The 25,860-nt window shown below is 68.2% G+C and carries 15 protein-coding genes and 3 rRNA genes; 8 read left to right on the forward strand and 10 right to left on the reverse strand.

Annotation, left to right across the window (positions count from 1 at the left end; all coding sequences use genetic code 11):
- The first annotated feature begins 76 nt into the window (after positions 1–76).
- The 3 genes from DFJ69_RS08875 (at position 77) to DFJ69_RS08885 (ending at position 4,831) form a co-directional block, all read left to right on the forward strand.
- Positions 77–2,437: an ATP-binding protein gene (locus DFJ69_RS08875; protein ID WP_116022033.1), complete on the forward strand. Its 2,361-nt coding sequence runs from the start codon at positions 77–79 to the stop codon at positions 2,435–2,437.
- 155 nt (positions 2,438–2,592) lie between these two features.
- Positions 2,593–3,048 carry a hypothetical protein gene (locus DFJ69_RS08880; protein WP_116022034.1) on the forward strand — a complete coding sequence of 152 codons (456 nt, stop codon included), beginning with the start codon at positions 2,593–2,595 and terminating at the stop codon, positions 3,046–3,048.
- Positions 3,049–3,178: 130 nt separating this feature from the next.
- Positions 3,179–4,831: a DNA repair helicase XPB gene (locus DFJ69_RS08885; RefSeq protein WP_116022035.1), complete on the forward strand. Its 1,653-nt coding sequence runs from the start codon at positions 3,179–3,181 to the stop codon at positions 4,829–4,831.
- Between the two features lie 112 nt (positions 4,832–4,943).
- Here the strand turns inward: DFJ69_RS08885 and rrf are convergent.
- The 4 genes from rrf to DFJ69_RS08905 all read right to left on the reverse strand — a co-directional run bounded on the left by rrf (position 4,944) and on the right by DFJ69_RS08905 (position 11,431).
- Positions 4,944–5,060, reverse strand: a 5S ribosomal RNA gene (rrf, locus tag DFJ69_RS08890).
- Between the two features lie 159 nt (positions 5,061–5,219).
- A 23S ribosomal RNA gene (locus tag DFJ69_RS08895) occupies positions 5,220–8,322 on the reverse strand.
- Positions 8,323–8,968: 646 nt separating this feature from the next.
- Positions 8,969–10,479: ribosomal RNA gene (locus tag DFJ69_RS08900) — 16S ribosomal RNA — on the reverse strand.
- The 16S, 23S and 5S rRNA genes sit together here, the layout of an rRNA operon.
- Before the next feature lie 652 nt (positions 10,480–11,131).
- Positions 11,132–11,431 (reverse strand): hypothetical protein, encoded by a 300-nt coding sequence (locus DFJ69_RS08905; RefSeq protein ID WP_147312249.1) that lies wholly within the window; start codon positions 11,429–11,431, stop codon positions 11,132–11,134.
- A 159-nt stretch (positions 11,432–11,590) separates the two neighbouring features.
- On the opposite strand from DFJ69_RS08905, the gene DFJ69_RS08910 reads away from it, so the two are divergent.
- On the forward strand, positions 11,591–12,118 hold the full coding sequence (locus DFJ69_RS08910) for a GNAT family N-acetyltransferase (RefSeq protein WP_170177583.1): 528 nt from the start codon (positions 11,591–11,593) through the stop codon (positions 12,116–12,118).
- Between the two features lie 1,028 nt (positions 12,119–13,146).
- On the opposite strand, the gene DFJ69_RS08915 is transcribed toward DFJ69_RS08910, so the two are convergent.
- The 3 genes from DFJ69_RS08915 to DFJ69_RS08925 form a co-directional block, all read right to left on the reverse strand.
- The gene (locus DFJ69_RS08915; protein WP_116022038.1) at positions 13,147–13,992 is read right to left on the reverse strand and encodes an MOSC domain-containing protein; all 846 of its coding nucleotides are present in this window, start codon (positions 13,990–13,992) and stop codon (positions 13,147–13,149) included.
- 109 nt (positions 13,993–14,101) lie between these two features.
- Positions 14,102–14,983 (reverse strand): polyphosphate polymerase domain-containing protein, encoded by an 882-nt coding sequence (locus tag DFJ69_RS08920; RefSeq protein WP_170177584.1) that lies wholly within the window; start codon positions 14,981–14,983, stop codon positions 14,102–14,104.
- A gap of 176 nt (positions 14,984–15,159) precedes the next feature.
- Positions 15,160–15,858, reverse strand: coding sequence for a DUF4956 domain-containing protein (locus tag DFJ69_RS08925; RefSeq protein ID WP_342769849.1), 699 nt, complete (start codon positions 15,856–15,858; stop codon positions 15,160–15,162).
- A gap of 193 nt (positions 15,859–16,051) precedes the next feature.
- Between DFJ69_RS08925 and DFJ69_RS08930 the strand changes: the two genes are divergently transcribed.
- Genes DFJ69_RS08930 through DFJ69_RS08940 form a run of 3 tightly spaced genes read left to right on the forward strand, consistent with a single transcriptional unit; the run spans position 16,052 to position 20,644 of the window.
- On the forward strand, positions 16,052–16,396 hold the full coding sequence (locus DFJ69_RS08930; protein WP_116022040.1) for a hypothetical protein: 345 nt from the start codon (positions 16,052–16,054) through the stop codon (positions 16,394–16,396).
- Positions 16,389–19,988 carry an ATP-binding protein gene (locus DFJ69_RS08935; protein ID WP_116026508.1) on the forward strand — a complete coding sequence of 1,200 codons (3,600 nt, stop codon included), beginning with the start codon at positions 16,389–16,391 and terminating at the stop codon, positions 19,986–19,988. Before DFJ69_RS08930 ends, DFJ69_RS08935 begins: the two co-directional genes overlap by 8 nt.
- On the forward strand, positions 19,985–20,644 hold the full coding sequence (locus tag DFJ69_RS08940) for a response regulator transcription factor (RefSeq protein ID WP_116022041.1): 660 nt from the start codon (positions 19,985–19,987) through the stop codon (positions 20,642–20,644). The genes DFJ69_RS08935 and DFJ69_RS08940 overlap by 4 nt, the downstream gene beginning before the upstream one ends.
- A 1,114-nt stretch (positions 20,645–21,758) precedes the next feature.
- On the opposite strand, the gene DFJ69_RS08945 is transcribed toward DFJ69_RS08940, so the two are convergent.
- Both DFJ69_RS08945 and groL read right to left on the reverse strand, forming a co-directional pair.
- Positions 21,759–22,382: an LURP-one-related family protein gene (locus DFJ69_RS08945; RefSeq protein WP_147312250.1), complete on the reverse strand. Its 624-nt coding sequence runs from the start codon at positions 22,380–22,382 to the stop codon at positions 21,759–21,761.
- A gap of 686 nt (positions 22,383–23,068) precedes the next feature.
- A complete protein-coding gene (gene groL / locus DFJ69_RS08950; protein ID WP_116022043.1) occupies positions 23,069–24,694 on the reverse strand; it encodes a chaperonin GroEL in 1,626 nt (541 codons plus the stop codon).
- A gap of 377 nt (positions 24,695–25,071) precedes the next feature.
- Between groL and DFJ69_RS08955 the strand changes: the two genes are divergently transcribed.
- The gene (locus DFJ69_RS08955; protein ID WP_211328559.1) at positions 25,072–25,497 is read left to right on the forward strand and encodes a DUF6210 family protein; all 426 of its coding nucleotides are present in this window, start codon (positions 25,072–25,074) and stop codon (positions 25,495–25,497) included.
- Positions 25,498–25,549: 52 nt separating this feature from the next.
- Here the strand turns inward: DFJ69_RS08955 and DFJ69_RS08960 are convergent, their stop codons facing one another.
- The gene (locus DFJ69_RS08960; protein WP_116022044.1) at positions 25,550–25,750 is read right to left on the reverse strand and encodes a cold-shock protein; all 201 of its coding nucleotides are present in this window, start codon (positions 25,748–25,750) and stop codon (positions 25,550–25,552) included.
- Positions 25,751–25,860: the final 110 nt, after the last annotated feature.

Below are 25,860 nucleotides of genomic sequence, written 5' to 3' on the forward strand. Positions count from 1 at the left end.
GCGGGTCGCCGTCGGGTTACGATGCGGGTTCGATGTCCCGCAGCGGCCGTCCGCAGAGAGCGACTGAGGTCCCCCCGTGTCACGGAAGACGTTGGAAGGGCGCGGCCGGCGGCTGCCCGCCGAGCTGACGAGTTTCATCGGACGACAACGCGAGCTGGCGCAGATCCGCAGATCCTTCGAGCAGGGCCGGCTGGTGACGCTGATGGGGCCGGCGGGGGTGGGCAAGACGCGGCTGGCGGTCCGGGCGGCCGCGGAGATGCAGCGGACGTTCGAGGACGGCGTGTACTTCGTCGACCTCGCCGCGCTCCGCGAGCCCGCGCTGCTGGCCGCCACGGTCTGCGACGCCCTCGGGCTGTCCGGGCAGGGCGTCGACCCGGTCGACGCGTTCGTCGAGCACGTCGCCGACCGGAGCCTGTTGCTGGTCATGGACACCTGCGACCACCTGGTGGACGTCTGCGCGATGCTGGCCGAGGTGCTCCTCCAGGCGGCCCCGCGGCTGCGGATCCTGGCCACCAGCAGGCAGCCGTTCGACATCCCCGGCGAGCACACCCTGGCGGTCGCGCCCCTCGCCCGGCCCGGCACGGCGCGGCCCGCGGACACCTGCGACTCGATGCTGCTGTTCGCCGACCGGGCCGCCGCGGTGACCGCGGGCTGGACGCTCACCCCCGACAACCGCGGCGCGGTCGCCCGGCTCTGCGACCGCCTCGACGGCATCCCGCTCGCCATCGAGCTGGCCGCCGTCCAGGTCCGGGCGCTGCCGGTCGAGCAGATCCTGCACCGCCTCGACGAACGGATCCTGCGGCTGCGGGGACGCCGCACCGGCTCGGCCCGGCACCGCACCCTGCACGCCGCCGTGGAGTGGAGCCACGAGCTGTGCTCCCCCGCCGAACGGCTGCTGTGGGCGCGGCTGTCGACGTTCGCCGGCGACTTCGACCTGGAGGGCGCCGAACGGGTCTGCGCCGACGACCTGCTGCCGCAGGACGAGGTCGTCGAGGTGCTCGCCGGGCTCATCGGCAAGTCGATCGTGCTGCGCTCCGGCCGGGGCGCCGAGGCCCGCTACCGCATGCTCGACACCGTCCGCGAGTACGGCGCCGAGCAGCTCGAACGCCTCGACGAGACCCACCTGCTGCGGACCCGGGCCATGCACTGGTTCGGCGGTCAGATCATCGCCGCCCAGCCCGAGCTGACCACCGGCGCCCAGGTCCGCTGGATGGACTGGTTCCGCCGCGAGCACGCCAACATCCGCGCCGTGATCGACCACACCCTGCGGACCGCCGACGACGACTTCATGGTCGCCCTGACCTGGGGCCTCGGCCAGTTCTGGGCCATCCACGGGCTGGTCCGCGAGGCCCGGCACTGGAGCGAACGCTTCCTGCGGACGCGCGACACCTCCGACCCCAAGTGGGCGGGTCCCCTCGCCGTCTGCTCCCTGGCCGCCATCGTGCAGAACGACCTCGACCGCGCCCGCACCGTCCTGTCCACGGCGGAGGCGCGGGCCCGTTCCGCCGACGACGCCACCGCCCTGGCGTACGTCCGGGGCATGTACGGCCTCATCGCCGTCTACACCGAGGACCTCGCGGCCGCGCGGCTCCTGCTCTCCGCCTCTGCGGAGGCGGCGGAGGCGGACGAGAGCGTTCACGGGGAGACCAGCCTGCTGTCCCTCGCCATCGACCTGTTCCGGGGCCTCGCGCTGGTGCTCGACGGCGACCTGGAGGAGGGTTCCCGGCAGGCCGCCGCCATGGTGCGGGCGGCCGAGGCGCGCGGGGAGCTGTGGTGCCGTTCGTACGCCCAGATCGAAGGGGCCCTGGCCACCGCGCTCGGCGGCGACGTCGCCGGCGCGCTGGCGACGCTCCATCAGGCCCTGCGGATCAAGTGGGACCTCGACGACCTGATGGGCCTGGCCACGGCCCTGGAATGCATCGGCGGCTGCCTCGTCGCCCTGGAGGAGCCCCGCCGGGCCGCCCGCGTCCTCGGAGCCGCCGCCGAGGCCCGCGATGCCAGCGGCGCGGCCATGTTCGGCCCCCAGTACGCACAGCTCTGCGCCCACTACGCCGACACCTGCCGGGCCGCCCTGGGCGACGAGACGTACCGGCGCGAACACGACGCGGGCGCCGCCCTGGGCCTGGAGGCCGTCGTCCGCGAGATCCTGGGCGAGGAGGGCCCCGACCGACCGGAACCCTCCGACACGGCGACCCCGCCCGACCACCCGCTCACGGCCCGCGAGCTGGAGATCGCCGCGCTCGTCGCCCAAGGCCTCACCAACCGCGAGATCGCCGAACGCCTCGTCATCGCGCGTCGCACCGCCGAGTCCCACCTCGAGCACATCCTGGCCAAGCTCGGCTTCGCCTCCCGCATCCAGGTCGCCACCTGGTTCAGCCGGCACTTCGTCGAGCCCTCCCCGGACGTGCCGCCCCGTCCCGGCGCCCACGGCCACTGAACGACGCCGCTCCCGCGATCCCGGTGGCTCCGCACGGGATTCGACACCGTCCGATTCCTTCCGGATTTTCCGGAACCAGCCGTTACGCTGGCAGGTCAGAGGTGCGGGAACAGACCCCCACCTGGCGGGCGACGCCGCCGTACGGGAGGATCCGCATGAGTGGCCACGGCGAGCAGCCCGCGGGCGGCTGGGCGGATCCCTACGGTCACGACGGCCGTCAGGACGGCCTCGGGCAGCCCGGATGGGACCCGTACGCCCGATACCCCCCGTACGGTCCGGGCGGGCCCTACGGCCACGGGCAGGGGTACGGCCCTCCGGGAGTGCCCCTCGCACGCCCGGACAACAGCTCGATCATCGTGGCGCTGGTGTGCAACATCGTCGCCACCGTGGTCTGCTGCAACTTCCTGTGCATCGGCGGCGTCATCACCTCGTCGATCGCGTTGAGCCGTTCCCAGACCGATCCCGTCGAGGCCAAGAGCCTGACCGGGTGGAGCTGGGTCATCCTCGGGGTGTCCATCGCCCTCGAGGTCCTCCTCTTCGCCATCCTGGTCATGGTCGGGGCGCTCGCCGACGGGTCGTCCTCGTCCGGCTCCGGCTACGGCGGCGTCTGACGCCGTCGGGCGCGCCGGGCCGAGGGAAGACATCCGGAGGCCGGGCTGTTGCACACTGGGTGTTCTCCGGCGGACGTCGCCGGCACCACCCCGCCGGGTCCGCCCGGATCCCCGACCATCGAGGTTGCCCGTGACCGTCGGCCCGCTCATCGTCCAGTCCGACAAGACCCTGCTCCTGGAGGTCGGCCACGAGCTCGCCGGCGACTGCCGCAGGGACATCGCGCCGTTCGCCGAGTTGGAGCGGGCGCCCGAGCACATGCACACCTACCGGATCAGCCCGCTGGCCCTCTGGAACGCCCGTGCCGCCGGTCACGACGCCGAGCAGGTCGTCGACGCGCTGCTGAAGTACTCCCGCTTCCCGGTGCCGCACGCGCTGCTCGTGGACGTCGCCGACACCATGGCCCGGTACGGACGGCTGCGGCTCGACAAGGACCCGGTGCACGGCCTCGTGCTGTCCTCCACCGACCGGTCGGTCCTGGAGGAGGTGCTGCGCGCCAAGAAGATCAAGCCGATGCTCGGGGCGCGCGTCGGCGACGACAGCGTCGCCGTCCATCCCAGCGAGCGCGGCACCCTCAAGCAGGCGCTGCTCAAGCTGGGCTGGCCCGCCGAGGACATGGCCGGGTACGTGGACGGCGAGGCCCATGCGATCGCGCTGGACGAGAACGGCTGGGAGCTCAGGTCGTACCAGAAGGACGCCGCGGACGCGTTCTGGCACGGCGGGTCGGGTGTCGTGGTCCTGCCCTGCGGCGCCGGCAAGACGATCGTCGGCGCCGCCGCGATGGCCCACGCCCAGGCCACCACCCTGATCCTGGTCACCAACACGGTCTCCGCCCACCAGTGGAAGCAGGAACTGCTGCGCCGGACCTCCCTCACCGAGGAGGAGATCGGCGAGTACAGCGGCACCAAGAAGGAGATCCGCCCGGTCACGATCGCGACCTACCAGATCATCACCACCCGCCGTAAGGGCGTGTACTCCCACCTGGAGCTGTTCGACGCCCGCGACTGGGGCCTGGTCGTGTACGACGAGGTGCACCTGCTGCCCGCGCCGATCTTCCGGATGACCGCCGACCTGCAGGCCCGTCGCCGTCTCGGCCTCACCGCCACGCTGGTGCGGGAGGACAATCGCGAAGACGACGTGTTCTCTCTGATCGGCCCCAAGCGGTATGACGCGCCCTGGAAGGAGATGGAGAACCAGGGCTGGATCGCGCCGGCCGACTGCGTCGAAGTGCGGGTGACGCTGACGGAGTCGGAACGGCTGGCCTATGCGACCGCGGAGCCCGAGGATCGTTACCGGTTCTGTGCCACGACCGAGACCAAGACGCGGATCATTCAGGCGTTGGTGGAACGGCATCGGGGGGAGCAGACCCTCGTCATCGGTCAGTACATCGACCAACTGGACGAGCTGTCGGAACGGCTGGACGCTCCGGTGATCAAGGGTGACACCCGGATCCGGGAACGGGAGCGGTTGTTCGATGCCTTTCGTTCCGGGGAGTTGTCGGTTCTGGTGGTGTCGAAGGTGGCGAACTTCTCGATCGATCTGCCGGAGGCGGCGGTGGCGATCCAGGTGTCGGGGGCTTATGGGTCGCGGCAGGAGGAGGCGCAGCGGTTGGGTCGGGTGTTGCGGCCCAAGGCGTCCGGTGGTGGGGCGCGGTTCTATGCGGTGGTGGCGCGGGACACGTTGGATCAGGAGTACGCGGCGCATCGGCAGCGGTTCTTGGCCGAGCAGGGATATGCGTATCGGATCGTGGACGCGGACGCCGTGGTGGCGGGTGAGGAGATCTGACCGGCTTTCCCCTCGGTTCTTCGGGGCAGGGGGGAAATGGGTCGGGGCCCGTTCCCGAGAACGGGCTCGTGTTGAGGGTTCTCCAGGGAACGGGCCCCGACCTTACGTGTTGTTCCGGCGGTGTCCTACTCTCCCACACGGTCTCCCATGCAGTACCATCGGCGCTGGAGGGCTTAACTACCGGGTTCGGAAAGAGACCGGGTGTTTCCCCTCCGCCATGACCACCGGAACGCCCAACCCCCACACACGCGGGTGTGGGGAAAACCGTGGGCGAACCGAACCCCCCTTAGGGGGTGGACGGCTCGTATTCTGTTGTTCGGTTCACGGAAAACTGTTTGTTCTCTGTGAACCGCATAGGGACGCGAACATCACGCAGAAGATGCGGAGTGTTGTTAAGCCACTCGGCCTATTAGTACCGGTCGACTCCACCCCTCACAAGGCTTCCATCTCCGGCCTATCAACCCAGTCGTCTACTGGGAGCCTTACCCCACCCGAAAGTGGGAGGGAGACCTCATCTCGAGGAAGGCTTCCCGCTTAGATGCTTTCAGCGGTTATCCCTACCGAACGTAGCCAACCAGCCATGCCCCTGGCGGGACAACTGGCACACCAGAGGTTCGTCCGTCCCGGTCCTCTCGTACTAGGGACAGATCCTCTCAAGTCTCCTGCGCGCGCAGCGGATAGGGACCGAACTGTCTCGCGACGTTCTAAACCCAGCTCGCGTGCCGCTTTAATGGGCGAACAGCCCAACCCTTGGGACCTACTCCAGCCCCAGGATGCGACGAGCCGACATCGAGGTGCCAAACCATCCCGTCGATATGGACTCTTGGGGAAGATCAGCCTGTTATCCCCGGGGTACCTTTTAGCCGTTGAGCGACATCCCTTCCACACGGAGATGCCGGATCACTAGGCCCTGCTTTCGCACCTGCTCGACATGTCTGTCTCACAGTCAAGCTCCCTTGTGCCCTTGCACTCGACACCTGATGACCAACCAGGCTGAGGGAACCTTTGGGCGCCTCCGTTACCTTTTGGGAGGCAACCGCCCCAGTTAAACTACCCACCAGGCACTGTCCCCCACCCCGATCAGGGGCGCGGGTTAGACGCTCGAAACGACCAGAGTGGTATTTCACCAACGACTCCACCCGAACTAGCGTCCGAGCTTCACAGTCTCCCACCTATCCTACACAAGACGCTCCCAACGCCAATACCAAGCTATAGTGAAGGTCCCGGGGTCTTTCCGTCCTGCTGCGCGAAACGAGCATCTTTACTCGTACTGCAATTTCGCCGGGCCTGTGGTTGAGACAGCGGGGAAGTCGTTACGCCATTCGTGCAGGTCGGAACTTACCCGACAAGGAATTTCGCTACCTTAGGATGGTTATAGTTACCACCGCCGTTTACCGGCGCTTAGATTCTCAGCTTCACCCTTACGGGCTGACCGGTCCTCTTAACGTTCCGGCACCGGGCAGGCGTCAGTCCGTATACAGCGTCTTACGACTTCGCACGGACCTGTGTTTTTAGTAAACAGTCGCTTCCCCCTGGCCACTGCGACCGCCCCCAGCTCCCACCGCGAAGGCGTTCACCGGAAGCGGCCCCCCTTCTCCCAAAGTTACGGGGGCAATTTGCCGAGTTCCTTAACCACAGTTCACCCGAACGCCTCGGTATTCTCTACCTGACCACCTGAGTCGGTTTAGGGTACGGGCCGCCGGCACACTCGCTAGAGGCTTTTCTCGGCAGCATGGGATCACTCACTTCACCTAAAACGGCTCGGCATCACATCTCACCCTGTGCGCGCGACGGATTTGCCTATCGCGCGGGCTACATGCTTACCCCAGGACGACCACCGCCTGGGCTGAGCTACCCTCCTGCGTCACCCCATCGCTTACCTACTACCCCCTCGGGTCCCAGCCTCCCCCGCGCACGGGCCCGAAGGCCCGAACGAAGGATCGGGTGGTCAGCATCAGAGGGTTCGATATTGGCGCGTGCCCGCGGGTACGGGAATATCAACCCGTTATCCATCGACTACGCCCATCGGCCTCGCCTTAGGCCCCGACTTACCCTGGGCGGAAAAGCCTGCCCCAGGAACCCTTGGTCAATCGGCGCGCACGTTTCTCACGTGCGAATCGCTACTCATGCCTGCATTCTCACTCCGGCAACCTCCACACCAGGTTCACACCGATGCTTCACCGGCTTGCCGGACGCTCCCCTACCCACCCACACCATAAGGCGCGGATGCCACGGTTTCGGCGGTGTGCTTGAGCCCCGCTACATTGTCGGCGCGGAATCACTTGACCAGTGAGCTATTACGCACTCTTTCAAGGATGGCTGCTTCTAAGCCAACCTCCTGGTTGTCACGGCAACTCCACATCCTTTACCACTTAGCACACGCTTAGGGGCCTTAACCGATGATCTGGGCTGTTTCCCTCTCGACTACGAAGCTTATCCCCCGCAGTCTCACTGCCGCGCTTCACTTACCGGCATTCGGAGTTTGGCTGACTTCGGTAACCCGGTAAGGCCCCTAGGCCATCCAGTAGCTCTACCTCCGGCAAGAAACACGCGACGCTGCACCTAAATGCATTTCGGGGAGAACCAGCTATCACGGAGTTTGATTGGCCTTTCACCCCTAACCACAGGTCATCCCCCAGGTTTTCAACCCTGGTGGGTTCGGGCCTCCACACCGTCTTACCGGCGCTTCACCCTGCCCATGGCTAGATCACTCCGCTTCGGGTCTACAGCATGCGACTAAAACGCCCTCTTCAGACTCGCTTTCGCTACGGCTACCCGACACCGGTTAACCTCGCCACACACCATAACTCGCAGGCTCATTCTTCAAAAGGCACGCCATCACCAACCCCCAAAGGGGCCGACGGCTCTGACGGCTTGTAGGCACACGGTTTCAGGTACTATTTCACGACCCCTCACCGGGGCACTTTTCACCTTTCCCTCACGGTACTCGTGCACTATCGGTCACCAGGAAGTATTCAGCCTTACCACGTGGTCGTGGCAGATTCACACGAGATTTCACGGGCCCCGTGCTACTCGGGAAAACACCCCAAGGAGACACCACGATTTCGTCTACCGGACTCTCACCGTCTACGGTCGGCCATCCCAGACCCTTCGACTACCGCGATGTTTTATGACTCCCCGTCGGACTGGTAGACCCGACCGGATGCTCCCACAACCCCGCACACGCAACCCCTACCAGGTATCACACGCGCACGGTTTAGGCTCCTCCGCTTTCGCTCACCACTACTCACGGAATCACTCTTGTTTTCTCTTCCAGCGGGTACTGAGATGTTTCACTTCCCCGCGTTCCCACCAACCGCCCTATACATTCAGACGGCGGCGACACCCCATGACGGGTGCCAGGTTTCCCCATTCGGAAATCCCCGGATCGGCGCCTGGTTGCCGGCTCCCCGAGGCATATCGCAGGCTCCCACGTCCTTCATCGGCTCCTGATGCCAAGGCATCCACCGTGTGCCCTTAAAAACTTAACAACAATGACCACAAATCAGCGATCAAAGATGCTCGCGTCCACTATGCAGTTCACAAAAAACAACCAGCGACCACACCACACCCCGACAAGGGCGGGCCACGGCCCCGCAACAACCAGAAGAAACCAACCCCACCCCTCCCCCGACACCCCACCTCCCGCCAAACAGCGGAAGAACAGAACGACGAAGAGAGACATCTCATCGGACCGGCCGCCGAACAACACCCCCGAACACGAGGGGCATCCGACGGCCCGAGGCCGAAAAGACCGGGTCCGTTTCCTCAGGACCCAACAGTGTGTCCAACCCACCAGACCCCCGAACAACCGGAGGTTCCACACCCCGCACCCCCACCCCCGCGAAAGGGGAGGCGATGCGCGACCCCGCCCCCGCAAAGGGGGATGGGGCGGCCACCTCCGCGCGAGGCGGGGGTGGCGGATAGTACTGACCGGACCCGAACGGTCCGGTGGGTTGAGTAGCCAGTGCTCCACGGTTCCATGAGCTCCCGACCCGGAGAACACGCGTCTCCGACGGCCGAGGCCTCTGCACCCTCACGCGATCCCCCGCACGCCCTCCCACCCGACCCGCCGCGAACGACGGGGGGAACGGGAGGAACACGAGGAGGAAGGCCAGGGGTGGAGGTGCTCCTTAGAAAGGAGGTGATCCAGCCGCACCTTCCGGTACGGCTACCTTGTTACGACTTCGTCCCAATCGCCGGCCCCACCTTCGACCGCTCCCCCCACAAGTGGTTGGGCCACGGGCTTCGGGTGTTGCCGACTTTCGTGACGTGACGGGCGGTGTGTACAAGGCCCGGGAACGTATTCACCGCAGCGTTGCTGATCTGCGATTACTAGCGACTCCGACTTCACGAAGTCGAGTTGCAGACTTCGATCCGAACTGAGACCGGCTTTTAGGGATTCGCTCCACCTCACGGTATCGCAGCCCTCTGTACCGGCCATTGTAGCATGTTTGCAGCCCAAGACATAAGGGGCATGATGACTTGACGTCATCCCCACCTTCCTCCGAGTTGACCCCGGCGGTCTCCCATGAGTCCCCACCATCACGTGCTGGCAACATGGAACGAGGGTTGCGCTCGTTGCGGGACTTAACCCAACATCTCACGACACGAGCTGACGACAGCCATGCACCACCTGTCACCGGCCCAAAAGGACCCCGTATCTCTACGAGTTTTCCGGCGATGTCAAGCCTTGGTAAGGTTCTTCGCGTTGCGTCGAATTAAGCAACATGCTCCGCCGCTTGTGCGGGCCCCCGTCAATTCCTTTGAGTTTTAGCCTTGCGGCCGTACTCCCCAGGCGGGGCGCTTAATGCGTTAGCTACGGCGCGGAACCCGTGGAAGAGCCCCACACCTAGCGCCCAACGTTTACGGCGTGGACTACCAGGGTATCTAATCCTGTTCGCTCCCCACGCTTTCGCTCCTCAGCGTCAGTACAGGCCCAGAGAACCGCCTTCGCCACCGGTGTTCCTCCCGATATCTGCGCATTTCACCGCTACACCGGGAATTCCGTTCTCCCCTACCTGCCTCTAGCCTGCCCGTATCCACCGCAGACCCACGGTTGAGCCGTGGGCTTTCACGACGGACGCGACAGGCCGCCTACGAGCTCTTTACGCCCAATAATTCCGGACAACGCTTGCGCCCTACGTATTACCGCGGCTGCTGGCACGTAGTTAGCCGGCGCTTCTTCCCCACCTACCGTCTGGTTTCGTCGGTGGTGAAAGAGGTTTACAACCCGAAGGCCTTCATCCCCCACGCGGCGTCGCTGCGTCAGGCTTTCGCCCATTGCGCAATATTCCCCACTGCTGCCTCCCGTAGGAGTCTGGGCCGTGTCTCAGTCCCAGTGTGGCCGGTCGCCCTCTCAGGCCGGCTACCCGTCGTCGCCTTGGTAGGCCATCACCCCACCAACAAGCTGATAGGCCGCGAGCCCATCCCCGACCGAAGAACTTTCCACCACCACCCATGCGAGTGGAGGTCGTATCCGGTATTAGACCCGGTTTCCCAGGCTTATCCCGAAGTCGGGGGCAGGTTGCTCACGTGTTACTCACCCGTTCGCCGCTCGAGTACCCCGAAGGGCCTTTCCGCTCGACTTGCATGTGTTAAGCACGCCGCCAGCGTTCGTCCTGAGCCAGGATCAAACTCTCCATCAAGGCCCAACGACCCCACCCCCCACCAAAAACAGTGAAGAAACGAGGCCAAAACCCTGGGAAACAATCCCGGCAAAACCACACCCCGAACAACCCCCCAAAAAAGGGGCCCCGGGATGCGCATTGCCTCAAAGAAATTCCTCTATGACGAGGAAACAACAACCCCCCACAACAGGAGGCTGTCACAAGGCACTGGCTTTTAACACACTGTTGAGTTCTCAAGAAACGGACACCCACCGGTCCGGGGTTCTTGCGAACCCTTTTCTCGGGGCGACCTGTGTTACTTTATCAGATCCGCTCGGCCTGTCAATTCCGAGCCTTTCCGTTTCGCCTTTCCGAAACCCGCACCTCGCGGCGCGGAATCGTTCAGGCGATGTCCCACATTCCACCACATCTCCTGCGGCACGGCGAACCGAACCTCAGATTCCTTGGTGGTTTCCCCCGGGGCCGGCCGCCTTGTCGGCGTCCCGCTCCCCCGTGGGGCGAAGAGAACGTTATGCCCCCGGCCGCACAACGTCAAACCGACGCGCGCGTTCCAGTGCCCTCGTCGTGCGCGTCAACCCCGGCACGCGCTCCGCACCCGCCGTTCACCACTAGGACAACCTGCGGAAACACCCCACGACCAGCCCCGAACGATCGCCCGGCAACGGATGTGTCACGGCTGGGCGACGTACCCCCCGACGACGAGGATGCCCTCCGCGGCGAGCCACATGAAGGCGGCCAAGGCGAGAACCCAGTCCAGACGGCGCGCGTCACGCCGTACCCCGGGAAGGGCCCAAGCGCAGACGACGGTCACCGCCGCCGGGAGGGCGGCCCCCAGGGAGGCGAGCACCGCAGTGTCGAACGCGGCCCCGCAGCCGGCGTCCCGGTTCCCACCCTCTCCGCAGAATGCCTCGGCTCCCCAGCCCCCCAAGGCCGAGAACGCCCAGAGTGCGGCGAGTGCGACGTTGGCCACCACCGGGATCGCAGGAGAGACCCACCACCCGCTGCTCCACCTCTGCACGGCCTGCATGCCCTCTGCGTACCCCGTCCCGACACGCCGAAAGCCCGCGCACCCGGACCCGACATGACCCGTAGCCCAGGCGAGCAGGCCTGCACCTGGTAGGAGGGACTGGTGATCGAACTCCGAGATTTCCTACCGTCCGACGTGCCCGACCTGGTCTCGTGGATCGATGGCCCGGGCTCGCTCATCCTGTGGTCGGGACCTTCAGCCTTCCGCTGGCCGCTCGACGACGCCCAACTGCTGAGCTCCCTGGACACCGAGCGCAGACGCCGCCGGAGCTGGACGGCCGTCGAGACGAACGCCCCGGACACACCCTTGGGCCACATCTCCCTCGCCCGCGAGCCACATGCCTCGACCGGCCGGCTCGGCCGTGTCCTGGTGTCACCCCAGGCACGAGGGCGTGGCCTCGGGGAACTCCTCGTGACCTCCGTCCAGCAACTTGCGTTCAACGAGCTGCACCTCCACCGCCTGAGCCTCGGCGTCTTCGCCCACAACGAGCGTGCCCTCCACCTGTACGAACGCCTGGGCTTCGTCCGCGAGGGCACCTTGCGCGAGGTGTGCTGGGTGGAGGGCGTGTGGTGGTCCACAGTGGAGATGGGCCTCTTGGACCACGAGTGGCGCGCCGCCCGCCGCCACTGATCCCCGGCATCGCCGTTGCGCTCCCGGTCGTTCCACAACGACTCCGGCGCGCCGGACGGCCAGACCGAAGCGTCTGGATATTCCAGCCCCCACGGCGTTCCACAAGGCCTCAATCACCGACCGGCCGAGTACTCCAGGAGGCTGACCAGGTCAACAAGGGCACTCCGACCACCACGCCGTCCCAGCGTCAACATCACGTGCACCTCAACGACCAGACATCCCTCGAAGCCCAACACCGGGGCCCGCTCCGCCCAATGCCGACGATGCCGGGGATGCCGGGGACACGCGAGAACCCATGGCCACAACGAAACCGGCCTCAACTCTGCTCAGCCCTCGATGACCTGTCGCCAGAGAAACCCGAAACCATAACCCCGTCGCCGACATCGAGGAGCCCGGGAACACGACGCACCCGGCCGCCCCGACCAACCCGCCAGCACCGTGTCCAGCACGGCGGTCGGCACCCCCGTGTACATGGCCCCGGACACAACGCATTACCGACCGCCGTATCGGCGCCAGCCCCGGCGCCGGCCTTCTGCCCACCTCGACGACCAGACGTCCGACAGGGTCGCCATCGTGACCCGGTCACTCACATTCAGGAGGAACGGACACTTCTCCTACCCCCGCCATAACCAGGCCGGCGTCAACGGTCCCGAGTCCTCGACGACCGAACACCCGGGTGGAACTCGGTCGTAACGAATCCACAGACGCTGAACGAGCCCGAAGCAAGGGCGTTTCGACCGCCGTAGGCGCCGGCTTCGACCTCGCGCGTACCCGATGCCGGGCACCCGGACGACTGGGCATCGGACGAGCCCGGCTCCGCGACCCGGTCGCCAACACGGGGAGCGGGGAACCGACGCATCCCGAACACGAGGCATCCCGAACGCGACGGATCCCAAACGCGAGGCATCCCGAACGCGAGGCATCCCGAACGTGGCGGATCCCGAAGGTGGCGGATCCCGAACGTGGCGGATCCCGAACACTACGCATCCCGAACACGACGCATCCAGGGCACCGTGATCAAGCCGGCCTCAGGCCTGGGCCGGGCTCGATGGGCGGAGAGCCGAGGAGTCCAGGGCTGTGACCGGGTCGCTCTCTAGGACGGTGACCCGGTCGCCGACGCTGAGGGGGCCCGGGACGCGGGGGACCGCGAGTCGGCCGAAGACGATCGCGCGACCGGCCTCGGAGGTGCGGGTGCGGTAGCCGGCGAGAGTGTGGAGTGGGGTGCGCTCGCGGCGGGCGGTCCTCTGGTCGGTGTTGAGGATGAGGCAGCGTCCGCAGAAGGCGGTCAGTTCGATCTCGGTGGTGCCGAGGCGCAGTCGGGTGGCCGTGTCCTCGCCGTACGGGCCGAGACCGGTCAGGACGAGGTTGGGGCGGAAGCGGTCGATCGGGAGGGGCGAGTCGAGCCGGCGGTTGAGGTCGTTCAGCGACTCCGTGGACAGGACCGACAGCGGGGCGCCGTCGGCGTAGGTCAGGGTGCCGTCGCCTCGGGTGGTGGAGCGGGTGCCGGTGAAGGGGACGAGGCGACACGGGCGGCCGAGGGCGGCGGTGAACCAGGCGGCGGCCTCGTCGCCCTGATCGATGCCCTGGCAGGGGCGGCCGTGGACGGTGACCCGTCGTGCCGGGCCGTCGATCGGCTCGCAGATCAAGGGGGTCGGGGCGAGCGTGGTGTGGACGGTGAGCTTGGCGCCGTCGTACTCGGGGTGGACCTGGGCGAGTCCCGGCGCCTCTCGTTGCGAAAGGTGCCGGCCGTCCGGGCGGATCAGCATGAAGGCCCGATCGTGACGTAGGCCCGTCATGTTCATCTGCGCCTCGGTGAGGGTCACGCCTGCGGCACTCTTGACCGGATAGATGTGCAGTGCAGTGACGACGACCATAGAGTTCGCCCCCCTCCTTGGTGCGGACCCGTTCCGCGTTCCCTGGTCGGACGGTACGGGTCGGGCTCGCCGGAGACCAGAGGTGGCGCATCTATCTGACAGCAAGCCGTCAGGTTGTGGGGAGGTCGTGAAGCGAGGCTGCGGGTCGTCGGCCTCCGAAGTAGGTGCGCAGGGCCGCGTGCCAGGGGTTGGCGCGCACTTCGGGATGGAGGACGGCGATCGCCACGCAGTACTTGCTGATGCTCAGCGGGCGGAGTCGGAAGGCCCGCAGGACACGGTCCATCGGGGTGTCGGCGTGTGCGGACTTCGACTCCACCAGGACCAGGCCCGGGTCGGCGTACACCGACTTCCCGTCCCAGGCGCACACCAGCCCGGCGTCGAAGGTGACGCGACCCGACCCGGAGAGCTGAACGAGGGTCGAACGCAGGTAGTTGGTGGTCGCGGAGGGGCCGAGGGCCTCCGGCGCGTTCATGCGGTAGGCGGACAGCAGAACGTCCGTGAGGAAGCTGCGGGCGTCCGTGTTGAGCATGGCGCGGCGGGTGATGTCGTACGCCATGCGGCGCTTGTCCGTGGCGTCACGGGTGCCGGCGAGTTTCAGCTCGAACATGCACTCGCCGCTGTCCAGGTACGAGCGCGTACGGATCTTGAACCGTTGTCTGCGGCCCTGAAGGTGCTGCCGGAAGGTGAGCAGGTCCGGGGTGTCGAAGTAGGTCGACGAGTAGCGGAAGCGCCGCCGGCCGCCGATGTCGAGCGCCGCGTACTCGCCCTTCAGACGCGGAACGATCTCGGCGCAGAGGGCGGCGGGCACGAGGTACTTGCGGTCGAGACGGACCTGCAACTCGGCCCGGGCGAGCATGTCCAGCAGGTCGATGGGCGGGAGCGCCCCGGCCAGCTCCTCCAGCGCGTCCTCCGCCCTGACGCCGTGCCCTTCCTCCTCCCGGTCCGACACCTCCGTGCCGAGACCGGACGTCACGTGAGATGCCCGTTCCATGCAGCGTTCCTCCCCTGCGCACTGCACCGTCCATTGCGGCGGACCCGTTCGGCCGCCGTCAACAGAACGTCCCGCCCTTCCTGAGGACCGGCACTCCCGGCCGACACCCGGATCCCGTCCGGCGGGACACCGGGCCGCTGGCGACACCCCCTCCGTCGAGGGCCGGGATGGGCGGGTCATCGGGGGCGACCGTCCATGAAACGGGCGGGCGGCGAGGGTGGGGCGCCGGCGTGGTTGTAGGGGACGGACGGGTTCGCCGGGTAGCGGCAGCCCCATTCTTGGGAGCCGCCGCCGAACCTTCCGGAGAGGCCCGAGGTCTTGGGCGCGCCGGCGACGCGGTAGCGGACGTCCACGACGGTGACGTCGCGGACGTAGTCGACCTCGGTGACGATGTGCCGCAGGACCCGTCCGCCCAGGCGGTTCTCCAGGTCCGCGCGCAGCGCCGCCGCGTCGCCGTGGACGACGTCGAGCGTGATGACCTCCCTGCGGACGTACGGGGTCAGACGTGGGTGGTCGGCGATGAACATCGCGCCGAGGAGCACGGCGTCCAGGGTGAGCGCCAGCCAGGGGATGACCCCGGCGATGCCGTTCACCAGCCCGAGGGCGAGGGCGACGAAGTAGTAGCCGACCTCTTCCTGGGTGATGGCGCTGGACCGCAGACGGATGATCGACAGGACGGCGAACAGCCCGAAGCCGATGGCCAGGTCGGCGCGTTCGGCCAGCAGCAGCGACACCACGGTGAACACGCCGACGTTGACGGCGATGTAGGCGAGCCGCAGGTCGCGCCGGTGGTGACGGCGGAAATAGATCACATGGGCCAGCAGAACGATGGCCGCGAGATCGGCCATCAGCCCGTACAGGATGTTCGAAGCCAACGTCGTACCCTCCCCGGCGGCCGGACGGCCGCTCCCACGAAAGGACGATTCCGGGAGCCGATGGGATGAGGATGAGAGTCTGATGAGAGTGCGCTCATCAGCGCGCTGACCTGCCCACTTTCGATCACCTCGGATGAAAGACTTCTCATCGGCGCTTAACGAACCGTTCCTGCGGCGATGGGAGCTTGGCCATATGTCCGCTCGTACTCTGCTCGCCGCCATCGCGGCCGTCGGTCTTCTGTTGATGGGGTTGACGGCCGGGCTCGTCCGGGCCCACGAGGGCGCCCCGCCGTCGCTCGGCGGAGCCATCGAGGTCACCGGGCCCGCCACGCCGGGCGCCCGCGTCCCCCGGCCGCCCGAGCAGGCCGCCGCGGTGCCCGGTCCGTCGGGCCCGTCGGGTCCCTCGGCGGGTCCGCGCCCGCTCGAGGAGCGGGATGAGCAGTCGGAGAGCGGCGGGCGCGCGGTGCCCCCTCCCGGCGTCCCGGTGTACGGCGGTGGCGGCGGCGATGACGATGATGACGACGACGGCGATGACTGAGGCGCGGGTGACGGCGCGCGCCCGCATCGTCGGCTGGATGCTGCTGCTGGTGGGCCTGGCGCTGGCCGCCTCCGTCCTCATGACCTGGTCGGTGCTGTCGGCGCGGCTGAACGACCGGGTGAACGACGAGCTGACCCACGAGGCGAACAAGCTGCGCGGCTACGTCCGCACCGGCGTGGACCCGGCCACCGGCCGTCCCCCCGCGAACGTGTCCGAGCTCCTCACCGGTTACCTGGTGCACAACCTGCCGGACGGCTACGAGACGTTCTTCTCGGTCGTCGACGGCCGGGCCGAACGGCGCAGCGCCCAGGAGCCCATGGCGCGGATGGACCGCGACACCGCGTTCGTCGCCAGGGTCGCCGGGCTGCGCGCCCCCTCCCACGGTTGGGCCGCCAGCCCGGCGGGACGGGTCCGCTACGCGGTGCTCCCCGTGCGGATGGCGGGCGACCCGCGGCGCGCCTCGCTGGTCGTGGTGGAGTTCCGGGACGCGCAGCGCGCCGAGGTGACCGAGACGACGCATGTGCTGGCGATCACCGCGTTCGGCGCGTTGGCGGTGGCGGGGCTGGTCGGCTGGCTCATCGCGGGACGGGTGCTGGCCCCGATCCGGCTGGTCAGACAGACCGCCGACCAGATCGGCGAGTCGGACCTGACCGGCCGCCTCGAGGTGCGCGGCAACGACGACGTGGCGGAGCTCGCGACCACGTTCAATCGGATGCTGGACCGGCTGGAGTGTGCGTTCGCGGTGCAACGCCGGTTCCTCGACGACGCCGGCCATGAGCTGCGCACGCCGATCACGGTCATCCGAGGCCATCTGGAGCTGATGGACGACGATGACGATCCCGCCGAGCTCGAGGAGACCCGGGCCCTCCTCATGGAGGAGCTCGACCGGATGAACCGCATGGTCAACGACCTGCTGATGCTGGCCAAGGCCGACCGTCCCGACTTCCTCAACCTGGGTGAGGTCGACCTGGCCGAGCTGACCGTGGACGTGGTGGCCAAGTCCCGTGGCCTCGCCCCCCGGCGCTGGCGGGTCGCCATGGTCGCGGAGGTACGGGTCCTCGGCGACGGCCAGCGTCTCACCCAGGCCCTCATGCAGTTGGCCTCCAACGCCGTGCGCCACACCGGCGAGGGCGACACCATCGAGGTCGGCTCGGCGATCCGGGACGGCGCGGTCCTGCTGTGGGTGCGCGACTCCGGCCCCGGGGTCGCCGAGGAGGACGCCCTGCGCATCTTCGAACGCTTCGTCCGCGTCGGCTCCGGCCCCCGCCCACCCGACGGCTCCGGCCTGGGTCTGGCCATCGTCGCCTCCATCGCCCGGGCCCACGGCGGAGCGGCCTATGTGGAGTCCCCATCGGGTGGCGGCGCGCAGTTCGTCCTAGACCTGCCCCTGCGCCCGGTCTACCGCAACCCGAACACCGACACCGTTCCGCTTCCCCGCACCAACCCCTCCCCTAAGGACTGCCAGGGGCCCGCCTCGGGTCGGCCGGGCCGCCTCGACCGCGCGCCCGTCCCGGAGCCCATGCGCGGGGGCGCGCCGGGCGATGTCCGGCACATGCGGCGGGCGTCCGAACCGTCCGACGACTGGATCCCCGGTCCCACGGCGGATTCGGAGCCTGGTCGGAGCCACGCTGAAGCTGCGGGGCCGACCACGCCACCGCTCCCCCAGGGTGACCGAGCCCCCGATGCGGCCTGGGCTCCGCGCGACGGCTTAGGCACGGGGAACACGACAGGACGACGGGACGGCCGGGGCGGCGTGCCGACCGTGGAGCCGCAGTGCGACGAGAACGACCTACAGGCGACAGAGCCCTGGGACACGCGGAACACCCCACAGGCCGCAGAACCCTGGGATGAGCGGAACGCCTCCCAGACGGCAGGACCCTGGGGCGATCCTCAGATGACGGAACTCTGGGACGAGCAGAACACCCCCCAGGGGGCAGAGCCCTGGGATGGGCAGAAGACCTTCCAGACGCCAGATTCGTGGGACGAAGAGAGCACCCCACAGGCGGCAGCACTCCGGGAAGAGCGGAACACGCCTGAGGTGACAGAGCCCTCGGGTGGGCGGAACGCCCTCCAGACGCCAGATTCGTGGGACGACGAGGAAACCCCACGGGCGGCAGTGCCCTGGAATAGGCGGAATGCCCGGCCGGCGACAGAACCCAGGGACGAGGGACACACCCCACAGGCGACAAGGCCCGGGGATGAGGTGCGCACTCCGCAGGCCATGAAGGCTGGGGACGAAGGGAAGGCCCCTGGAGCGGTGGAGTCCTGGGGCGGTTGGAGCGACGAGTACGGTGCGGCGGGGCTGGAGAGAGCCCCCGCCCGAACCGGGGAGACGTCCGAGTCCGCCCCGGCACCCGGTGCGGACGCCGAGAGCGTACGGAACGACCCTCGATGTGTCACACCGCTGAGGGGGCTTGACGCCGGCCCTGACCTTCGCGACACCGCGCCGGAGGGCGACGAGACGGCCGGGCCGGTTGGTCCGCAGTTCCACGCCGACGGCGCTGCCGTGACGCAGGGCCGGCCGGACACGGGCCTTGAGGCAGGGCCAGAGACCTGCGGTGCCCCGGCGGATGGCGGCGAGGGGACCGGGCCGAAGGGTGATCGGCGGCGATATCTAGAGGGCGTCGTCCCCACGGTTGGGAGCCCCCCGCCGGACTGCGAGCAGGAGGTGCTCCCGGATGGGGGTCCTGGGAACGGGTGGGGAAGCCGGCCGGACGCCGAGCAGTCGGTGACTTCGGACGGGCGTCAGAACACCGCATCGGCTCCCCGAGCGCCGGGGACCGGCGCAGACCCCGGGCGAGAGCCGTCGACCAGGCGGGAAAGAGGGCCGGGGGCACAGCGGCGGGGCCGCCCCGAGTCCCTCCTGGAGGATGGCGAGTCGGCCGATGAGGATCTGTCCGAGGTCGAACCCGAGTCGGTCCTGCTCAGTGGCGGGTCGGCCGGTGACGATTCCTCGTGCCTCGAACTTGAGTCGACCCCCGAGCGCTGCGGCTCGGCGGATGACGATCTCTCGCATGTTGAATGCGGTGTCGTCCCAGAGGACCTTGGGACGGCCCACGCGCACCTTTCTCGCACGGCACCTGAGTCCTTCCCGAAGGGGCGCGGACCGGACGAGAGAGAACTCTCGCAGGCGGTGTCTGAGTCCGGCCCCGAGGATTGCGGGTCGGCCGATAAGGATCTCTCGCCGGCGGTGTTCGAGACCGGCACGGAGCACTGCGGGCCGGTCGATGACAGTCACTCGCGAGCTGAACCGGAGGTCGTCCCGGGAGACCGTGGGCCGGCCGATCAGCATCTCTCGCGCACCGGACTTGAGTCCGGCCTGAACCTCGGACCGGCGGAGGAGGACCTCTCGCGCACTGACCCTGAGCCCTCCCCTGGGGGGCGCGGGTCGGGCGATGAGGGTCATTCGCAGGCGGTGTTCAAGTCCGGCCGCGGCGAGCTCGGGTCGGGCGATGAGGATCTGTCGGAGGATGGATCCGGGGTCGTTCCGGAGGAGGGCGGGGCGGCTGAGGAGAGTCTTTCGCGGGCCGATTCCGGGGCTGTGCTTCAGGGTGTTCCGGGTGCGGAGTCGGACCGGGGGGTGGCCCGCTGAACCGGATACTGATCGCGGAGGACGAGCGACGCATCACCTCGTTCCTGGAGAAGGGGTTGCGGGCCAACGGCTTCACCACCTCCGTGGTGGCCGATGGGGTGGCCGCTTATGAGCATGCCAGGAGCGGTGACTTCGACTTGATGATCCTGGACTTGGGGCTTCCCTCCCAGGACGGGTTCACGGTGCTTCGCAGGCTCCGGGGCGAACGGGTCACGTTGCCGGTGATCATCCTGACCGCGCGGGACAGCGTGGCCGACACCGTGGCGGGGCTCGAGGGCGGCGCGGACGACTATCTGTCCAAGCCGTTCGCCTTCGAGGAGTTGCTGGCGCGCATCCGGTTGCGGCTGCGGGCCGAGCGGATCCCGGAGGCCACCGTGCTGCGGACCGGCGACCTGCACCTCGATCTGCGGACCCGGCGGGCCAGGGTCGCCGGACGGACGGTCGACCTGACGGCCCGCGAGTTCGCCCTGGCGGAGGTGTTCTGCCGCCATCCCGATCAGGTGTTGACCCGGGAACAACTGCTCAGCCATGTCTGGGGCTTCGACTTCGACCCCGGCTCGAACATCGTCGACGTCTACATCCGCTACCTACGGCGCAAGCTCGGCACGGACCGGATCGAGACCGTCCGCGGCGTCGGCTACCGCCTGAGACCCTAGACCCCCCATCCCCGAACACTTGACTCTGAGCGCTCCCGGTCATGTTGCTCCTGCTGCTGTGAGCGATCCCCCAGCCCACGAACACCTGGTCCGCAGCACCCTGTCCAATGCGGACCGGCCGTTCTCGACCCACAGGTCACGCCCCGCACACACCGCGCCGGACACACGCCCCGCGCCGCCCGACTCCCCACGACAGACACGCGTACGTATCGAAGTACTCGTACCGGTGGGCGAGGGCGTCGGGGTCGCCCCCGTCCAGGCCGGTGCGGTACCGCTGCCCGAGGCGGCATCGGCGGCCATGGACATCGACGCCCTCATCGGCCTCGTGGACCCGACGCCACCACCATCGCCGACGGCGGCCTCGCCGCTGCTCGGACCCGCCTCACCGAAGGCGGCCAGACGATCGCATGCCGTGGGTGTCCTAGGTTGAGGCCGGTTTCGTTGTGGCGATGGGGTTGTGCGTGTCCCCGGCATCCTCGACGTAGGGCGGCGGGGCCGGTGCTGGGCCTTGGGGATGTCTGGTCGTTGAGGCGCGCGCGACGTTGACGCTGGGACGGCGTGGTGGTCGGAGTGCCTTTGTTCGTGTGCTGGTCGACGCGACGTCGGCGACCGGCCGATGGGGTTGACGAGGGGACCAGGCGACCTCAGCGGGCAGGCCGGCAGCGCCTCGCCACCCTACGGACAGGCATCTGCCCGTACCCGTCCTCCCGAGGCGGAGCCACGCAACCTCAATCGACGGGCCTCGTTCCGCACGCACGTCCCGACTCGCGCCTTGCGCCAACCACCTGCAACAGCAGAGGCCTGCACCCGCCAGCCCTCCCCGACGTGGGACAGACCGCCTCAAGCAACAGGCCATGCTCCACAGGCAACGTCCCGACTCGCCCCAGCGCCACCCCGCCTGCAACGACAGACACCTATACGCGCCAATCCACCCCGACGCTTGTCGTGGGCGCTTCGGGTCGGGCGGCGGGATTTCGGGTTGGGCGCTTCGGGTCAGGGGGGCGGGGTTACGGGTTGGGCGCTTCGGGTCGGGTGGTCGGGGTTACGGGTTGGTGGTCGGGTCGGGTGGTCGGGTTGCGGGCGGGCGGGCGGTTGAGGGTGCGTGGGGGGTGGGTCAGACGACGTCTTTTGACTCGTGGAGGGTCAGGTCCAGGACGACTGCGGTCACCACGATGAGGCTGCGCAGGGCCTCGCTGAGGCGCTTGGTGCCGATGTCGACGCTGTAGCGGTCGGCGTTGGTGAGCATTTCGGCGCGGAGGCCCGCCCACTTCTTGTTGATCTGGGCGACGTGGCGATTTTCGGTGTCGGTCACGGAGAACTTGCGGAGGCCGAGGTCGCCCGTGACCTCGCCGATTCGGGCGTCCTCGGCGTTCAGCAGGGAGTAGTGGCGGGTCGTGCGTTCGGCTCGGATGGCACCTAGCAGTTCGCCTTCGAAGAGGTCGTCGCCCTCGGCGTCCGCCATCGGGCGGCGGACGGTGGTGAGGCGTCGGTTGTCGTGCTTCTCGATGATGAGGAGCGGGGTTTCGGCGGTGTCGCGCAGCAGGAGTGTCTGCGGGCCTGCGAGGACGTTGCCGGGGAGGGCTGCCCGCACCGCCTTGCGGCGGCTTCGTTCGGTGGTCTCGGTGGCGACGGCCAGCAGGGTGCCCGAGCCGTCGTAGAAGTCGTATTGGGTACGGGTCGCGAGCATCTTCCGGGGCTGTTCGACCCGTAGGGCCGGGGAGCTGAAGAGATCCGTCACCTTCGCAGTATCGCCAATGCGGGCCTCTCCCGTACCGGGCAACGCGGGTTCGGCCGACTTCGGAGGGGGCGTGACGCGAAGTGGTGGGGACCGGCGAACGCTCGGTGGGACGGCGGATGCGAAGACCGTACACAGGGGAGACGCCGCACGCGCGATGGGAACGGCGGATGCGGAGGTGGCGAACGCGGGTTGGGACGGCGAACGCGCGGTGCGGACGACGAACGCAGGATGGAACGAAGAACGCAGGGTGGGGACGGCGAACGCAGGGTGGAACGGCGGATGTGGAGACCGTACACAGGGGAGACGCCGCACGCACAAGGGGGACGCCGCACGCGCGGTGGGAACGGCGGATGCGGAGACGGCGAAGAGGGCTGGTACAGCCGAACGCGGAGGAGGGCGGCGAACTCAGGGGGACGCCGCGCGTGCAGGCAACGACGAACGTGGGTGGGGACGACGAACGTGGGCGGGAACGGCGAACGTAGGCGGGAACGGCGAACGCGCGGTGGAAGGACGAACGTGCGATGCGGACGACGAACGCGGCGTGCCGACGACGTACGTGGGGTGCGGACGACGAACGCGGGTGGGAACGGCGAACGCGGCGTGCCGACGGCGAACGTCGGTGGGAACGGCGAAGGGCGGCCCCGTGGGTGGGGGCCGCCCTGGTGCCTTGCTGGGTGGGACTCGGGTCAGAAGTCCATGCCGCCGGCGCCGTCGGGCATGGCCGGGGCCGGGTTCTTCTCCGGCTTCTCGGCGATGACGGCCTCGGTGGTCAGGAAGAGCGCCGCGATGGAGGCGGCGTTCTGCAGGGCCGACCGGGTGACCTTGGCGGGGTCGAGGATGCCCGTCTCGAACATGTTGACGTACTCGCCGGTGGCCGCGTTCAGACCCTCGCCGGGGGTCAGGTTGCGGACCTTCTCGACCACGACGCCGCCCTCGAGGCCGGCGTTGACCGCGATCTGCTTGATCGGCTCCTCGAGCGCGCGCTTGACGATGTTGGCGCCGGTGGCCTCGTCGCCCTGCAGCTCGAGCTTGTCGAAGGCCTTGGCGCCCGCCTGCAGCAGCGCCACGCCGCCGCCGGGGACGATGCCCTCCTCGACGGCCGCCTTGGCGTTGCGGACGGCGTCCTCGATGCGGTGCTTGCGCTCCTTGAGCTCGACCTCGGTGGCCGCGCCCGCCTTGATGACGGCCACGCCGCCGGCGAGCTTGGCGAGGCGCTCCTGGAGCTTCTCGCGGTCGTAGTCGGAGTCGGTGTTGTCGATCTCGGTGCGGATCTGGTTGACCCGGCCCGCGATCTCACCGGCGTCGCCGGCACCGTCCACGATGGTCGTCTCGTCCTTGCTGACCACGATCTTGCGGGCGCGGCCGAGCATGTCGAGGCTGGTGTTCTCCAGCTTGAGGCCGACGTCCTCGCTGATGACCTGGCCACCGGTGAGGGTGGCGATGTCGCCCAGCATGGCCTTGCGGCGGTCGCCGAAGCCGGGGGCCTTCACCGCGACGGACTTGAAGATGCCGCGGATCTTGTTGACCACCAGGGTGGCCAGCGCCTCGCCCTCGACGTCCTCGGCGATGATCAGCAGCGGCTTGCCGGCCTGCATGACGCCCTCGAGCACGGGCAGCATGTCCTTGTTGGCGGACGCCTTGCCCTGCACGATCAGGATGTAGGGGTCCTCCAGGACCGCCTCCATCCGCTCGGGGTCGGTGACGAAGTAGGGCGAGATGTAGCCCTTGTCGAAGCGCATGCCCTCGGTGAGCTCGAGCTCGAGGCCGAAGGTGTTGCTCTCCTCGACGGTGATGACGCCTTCCTTGCCGACCTTGTCCATCGCCTCGGCGATCATCTCGCCGATCTGCGTGTCCCCGGCCGAGATGGAGGCGGTGGAGGCGATCTGCTCCTTGGTCTCCACGTCCTTGGCGAGCTTGGACAGCTCCTCGCTCACCCGCTCGACGGCCGCCTCGATGCCCCGCTTGAGGGACATCGGGTTGGCGCCGGCGGCGACGTTGCGCAGGCCCTCGCGGACCAGCGCCTGGGCCAGGACGGTCGCCGTCGTCGTGCCGTCACCGGCGACGTCGTCGGTCTTCTTGGCGACCTCCTTGACCAGCTCGGCGCCGATCTTCTCCCAGGGGTCCTCCAGCTCGATCTCCTTGGCGATGGATACACCATCGTTGGTGATCGTGGGAGCACCCCACTTCTTCTCCAGCACGACATTGCGGCCCTTGGGACCCAAGGTCACCTTCACCGCGTCGGCAAGCTGGTTCATCCCGCGCTCAAGGCCCCGACGGGCCTCTTCGTCGAACGCGATCATCTTTGCAGCCATAGGCTCCAGTCCTCCCGGAACAAGGTGGCTTCCCGGATCGAGCCGACGCCCGCGACGGACGACCTACCCGACGGCTGCCCTTCCGCCGCCGGAGTGAGGCCTCATCGCCCCGACCCCACTCTGTGGATTGTCACTCTCCACAGCAGAGTGCCAACCGTGTTTTTAGCACTCTACCCCTTCGAGTGCAAGCGACGAACCTCCTGCCCGGGGAAGACTTCCCCAACCTCCGCACCCTGTCGTCACCTGCGTATACGCCGGGGGTACGGGGCGGGTCAGCGGGGTTTCCCCTCGGTGGGCCGCGAAAGTCCGCACGAATCCGCAGGATCCCGTCATGGGATGGGGAGCGCACCATCGCCCCGGAGTGGGAGGATTCGGTCGTGGACACGCGGCGGTTCGTCTTCATCGACCCGGACGGCACGGACGACCGATGGTTGTACGTGGTGGCGGAGGCCCCCACCGGGGTGATCTACCAGCAGCAGTACGGAGGCACCGCCTGCAGGCAGGGGGAGGTCGAGGGCTACCTCGTACCCGTGACGGCGCCGGACGCGCTCGACGGGCTGCGGGTCCTCTTCGAGCGGGACCTTCGCGGGGCGGGCGCCCGGGACCACCGGTGGGCGGACGAGCAGTTGGCCGGGGTGCGCCGCCTGGTCGGAGGCGTGCCTTACTGGACGGGCGACGGCGACACCGAGGAGCCCCACCCGTTGCGGCTCGACGAGAGCCGGGTCGCCGACCTCGACGAGGCGTGGGTGCCCGTGCTCACCCCGGACGGCCCGGGTGTGCTGGTGTGGTTGAACTCGGACTGACCGCCCCGAGGGCCGGCCGCCGAGGGTCGGGCCGCCGGGGCGCCCGACGTGCTCACAGGGCGCGGACGGACTCCGCCTGGGGTCCCCGGTCGCCCTGGGTGATCTCGAACTCGACGCGCTGGCCCTGTTCGAGGCTGCGGTAGCCGTCCATCACGATCGCGGAGTAGTGGACGAAGACGTCCCTGCCGCCGTCGACCTCGATGAAGCCGTAGCCCTTCTCCGCGTTGAACCACTTGACGGTGCCCTGCGCCATGTCGACCCTGTCGCCGCGACCGCGGCCCGAGCAGGCCGCGGCATCTCTCGCCGATCCCGCCCCTGTCATCGCGGGATCCCGTTGATCGCTCCTGGAGTGATCAACGGGAT

Origin of the sequence: Thermomonospora umbrina (assembly GCF_003386555.1) — a bacterium.
Classification (GTDB): domain Bacteria; phylum Actinomycetota; class Actinomycetes; order Streptosporangiales; family Streptosporangiaceae; genus Thermomonospora; species Thermomonospora umbrina.